The sequence below is a fragment of the Mesorhizobium sp. M7A.F.Ca.CA.003.01.2.1 genome (genome assembly GCF_003998945.1).
GTDB lineage: Bacteria > Pseudomonadota > Alphaproteobacteria > Rhizobiales > Rhizobiaceae > Mesorhizobium > Mesorhizobium ciceri.
The window spans coordinates 1-4,142 of sequence record NZ_RZRA01000496.1; the positions used below are offsets into that span (position 1 = coordinate 1).

The 4,142-nt window shown below is 67.4% G+C and carries 2 protein-coding genes; both read right to left on the reverse strand.

The annotated features are described in order from the left end of the window. The coding region (gene addA, locus EN969_RS19595) for a double-strand break repair helicase AddA (protein WP_127419321.1) at positions 1-3,111 on the reverse strand (3,111 nt) is incomplete at its 3' end. Further along, on the reverse strand, positions 3,108-4,142 hold a 1,035-nt coding region (locus EN969_RS19600), incomplete at its 5' end, for a PD-(D/E)XK nuclease family protein (protein WP_206525185.1). The genes addA and EN969_RS19600, both read right to left, overlap by 4 nt.

A 4,142-nucleotide genomic window follows, 5' to 3' on the forward strand; every position in this document is an offset into this window, starting at 1 on the left:
GTCCGCACCGGTTCGCAAGAGATAGCGTTCTGCCGCTCCCGCACGTTCGGGCTCGGCAATACCGGGCAGCATCTGCAGCAGTTTGTGGAGGGCGAGCCCACGCAGCACGGCAAAGCCGGGCTCGGCGTCGGCGTCGAGCACCGGCGACGCCTTGTCGACAACGGCTTGCTTGCCTTCGTCGATCAGCGCCGAGGCGCCCGATGGCGACAACGGACGCGGCAGATCCTCGAAGGGCAGCAAGGGCCGGAACAGCGTCGCCGGCAAAGGCGCGAAAGCGTCGGCCTGCCGTAGCTGATCGGCGGAACTTGGCGCGACGGGGGGCAGCTTGGTGACATGGAAACGGTGCACCGGCTCGCCGCCGGCGGGATGCGCACGCTGCTCGCTCTCCGACGCGCCGATCAGCGCGCGGCTGACGATCGAGTGCCAGGTGCCGGCGTTCGGCGCCCGCTTGCCATGATAGCCGCAGACGATCAGCCGGTCCTCGGCACGGGTCATGCCGACATAGAGCAGCCGGCGGTATTCGTCGTCGGCGAGTTCCCGTGCCCTTGAGGCCGCCGCTTTCGAAAAACCGTTGGCGACCTCGCTGGCCGAGCGCCAGAGATAGCCCTTGCCGTCCCAGTTCGCGCCGGAGCCATCGAAGGGCATCAGGCGCGGCAAATGCTGGTCGCTGAACGGCGCGGAACCGCCATCGACCAGGAACACGACGGGCGCTTCCAAGCCCTTGGCGGCGTGCACGGTCATGACCCGGACCTCGTCGCGGGTCTGGTCCATCTCGCGCTTGATCTCGGGACCGGCGTTTTCCAGTGTCGACAGGAAGGCTTCCAGCCCCGGCAGGCCGGTTCGCTCCTCGGCAAGGCAGAAGCTGAGGAACTCGTCGAGAATATCGCCAGCTTCGGGCCCGAGCCGCGCGATCATCTTGCGGCGCACGCCATCGCGCGCCAGCAGGGCGGCGTAGAATTCGAACACTGGCTTAAACGCGGCTTCGTTCGTCCAGATGTCGACCTGGGCGACGATCTTCGCCAGTCTCTCGCTTTCGCCGGCGTGCTGTCGCAGCGATGCGATCAATGACAGGCCGGCCGGCCTCTGCGCGGCGAGCGTGAAAAGCGCCTCTTCCGGCAGATCGAAGATCGGGCTGCGCAACACGGCGGCAAGCGACAAATCGTCCTGCGGCTGGATGAGGAGGTGACCGAGCGCGATCAGGTCCTTGACCGCGATGTGCCCGGGCAGGCTCAACCGGTCGGCGCCGGCAACCGGAATGTCGCGGCGTTTGAGTGCGCGGGTCAGGGCATGGACGAAGCGATCGCGCTTGCGCACCAGCACCAGCACATCGCCCGGCCGCAGCCGCTTGCCGCGGCCTTCGATGATTTCGCCACTGCCGATCCAGCCGGCGATGGTGGCGGCGACGTTCTCGGCCACGCGCACCGCCGGCGCGTGGGCATGGTCGATGGCTTGCGTCCAGTCGTCGGGCTCATCGACAACATCGGCGCCGACCGACGGCCACACCTCGACATAGCCCGGCGCGTCGGTGCGGATCGCCTGGTGGCGAAGCGGATCGGGATCATGACTGATGCCGCGCCGCACGGCTGGATCGGCGAAGACGCGGTCGACCGCGGTCAGAACATCGTCGGTCGAGCGGAACGACCAGGTCAGCTTGAGGTCGGCGAAGGACGCCTCGGCGTCACGCACTCGTCCGGCAAACAACAGCCGGCTGTCGGCGAAGGAGTCCGGGGCCGCACCCTGGAACGAATAGATCGACTGCTTCTCGTCGCCGACGGCGAACACCGTGCGATGGACCCTGTCGCGTGCGCCAAAGCCGGCAAAGAATTCCTCCGCCAGCCGTTTCACCACTTCCCATTGGTCCGGACTGGTGTCCTGCGCCTCGTCGAGCAGGATGTGGTCGATGCCCTGGTCGAGCTTGTACTGCACCCAGGGGCCGGCGTCCGGCCGCGCCAGCAGGTTGACGGTGCGGGTGATCAGGTCGTTGAAATCGAGGAAGCCGCGGCTGCGCTTGAGCATTTCGTAGCGGGCGATCAGCCAGTCGGCGATGGTCAGCGCGGCAGCCGTGCCTTCAAGCATCCGGAACAGGGCCAGCCGATCGGTGGTTTCGACTATGGCGTTGGCGGCCGAGAGATAACGCTCCGCCAGATCCGGCAACCGGTCGACCAGGGCCTTCTTGAAGGCCTTTGCCGGGTCGTAAGCGTCGCCATCGGTCTTGAGGAAGGCTCGCGCGAGCAGTTGCAGGCGGCGAATGGGATCGCCCTCGGCAAAAGCCTGCCGCGCATAGGGCAGGATGTTGTTCAGTACCGATCTGGCGTCGGTGGCCTCGGCGGCGTGGGCGAAGCCGGCAAAATAGTCGGGCAGGAAGCCCGGCAACGGCCATACCGAAGCGGCTATGCCCTCGGCCGTCTGGCCTGGATGGAAATGGAATTCGTCGAACAGGGCCTGGAAATGCGTGCCATCGCGCCCGACCGCCTCGATGAAATGGCGCAAGCCGTCGCGCTTGCGCACAATCTCACCCAGCAAGGCGTCGAGCCCGGCTTCGCCGCCCCGATCGAGAATGGAGGCAAAAGCCTCGGCCAGATCCCTGTCACCGGCGGACGTGCCCGAAATCATCTCGCGGCGCGCCGCGGCAAACAGCGATGCCTCCATCTGGCCGTCGAGCATCTCGAAATGGGCCGGGATGTTGGCCTCCAGCGGGAACTGGTGCAGCACCGATTCGCAGAAGGCGTGAATGGTCTGGATCTTCAGCCCGCCGGGCGTTTCCAGCGCCTCGGCGAACAGGCGCCGCGCCCGGCGCATGGTCTCGAGATCGGGCCGGCGCCCCTCCAGCGCCTCGACCTTTGCCGCCAGATCCACGTCACCAAGCGTCGTCCACTCCGACAGTGTCGAAAAGACCCGGTTCGACATGTTGGCGGCGGCGGCGCGCGTATAGGTCAGGCACAGGATCTTCGACGGATCGGTGCCGCGCAGCAGCAGCCGGATTACGCGCTGCGCCAGCACATGGGTCTTGCCGGAGCCGGCATTGGCCGACACCCAGGCGGAATTGCCGGGGTCGGCGGCGCGGGCCTGGCTGGTCGCGGTGTCGCTGGGAATGGGATAGGCCTTCTTCATGCCTCCCCTCCCTCGTCGCCGGCATCGCCGCCTGCCGACCATTCGAGCACGCGGGCAAGATGGTCGTAGTCGCCATCCGTCTCGCCTTCGCGGAACGGCAGCGCGCGCGACAGATACCCGGTCGCAGGGTCCGCATAGTGGATCAATAGCTTTTCCAGCCGTGCCCAGGCCTCTTCGGCAAGATCGGTCGCGGTCCGCGGCTGGCGGTTGTGTTCGAGGATGGATTCCTCGAACACCTCGCCATTCGGCTTCAGCCTGATGAAAGCCAGTTGAGAGGGCTCACGCACGCCCAAATCCTTGAAGGCGCCGCGCCTGAGCAGCGCGCCCTCGAGCGCCAGTTGCGGCGCAAGCAGTGTGTGCGCCTGCGCCTTGGACGGCGAGGAGCCGGTCTTGTAGTCCAGTATGTCGGCCATGCCGCCGGCCAGAAGGTCGACGCGGTCGGCGTAGCCGGACAGCGTCACGCCGGACTGGCCGACAACGGTCTTTCCGGCGCGCTCCTCGGCATGGCGCCTTGTCACAGCATCAGCGCGCGTGCGCTCCCACTCGATGATGTTGGCGGCGAGTTTCTCGAAGCGCGGCCACCACACCGCCTCGACGTCGGCCGGAAGGGCGGCTTCGGCAAAGCAGGCGCGGCCGGCGGCGATGAGGCCGGCAAGCGCATCGGGAGCGCGCGGATCGGCGACGCTGCCTGAGAACAGGTGCAGGATGGCGTGAAACAGCGTGCCGCGCTCGGCCGCACCAGGGTCGCGAATAACCGGATCGAGCGGCATCAGGCCGAGGATGCGTCTTGCATAGACGGCGTAGGGGTCACGGCGCAGGGTCTCGATCTCGGTGACCGAGAAATGCGTCGGGCGCACCGACAGCGGCGGCTTCGGCTGCGGCCGTGGCGCGAAATCCTGCCTTGGGCCGGCATCCAGCGCGCGCGCCCAGGCGAGCAGCTCGTCGCCACGCCGGCGCAGCTCCGCTGCCTGGTCGCTGCCGATGAAGGTCAGCAGCCGCTGAAGCCAGCGCGACGGCACGGCGGGTGCATC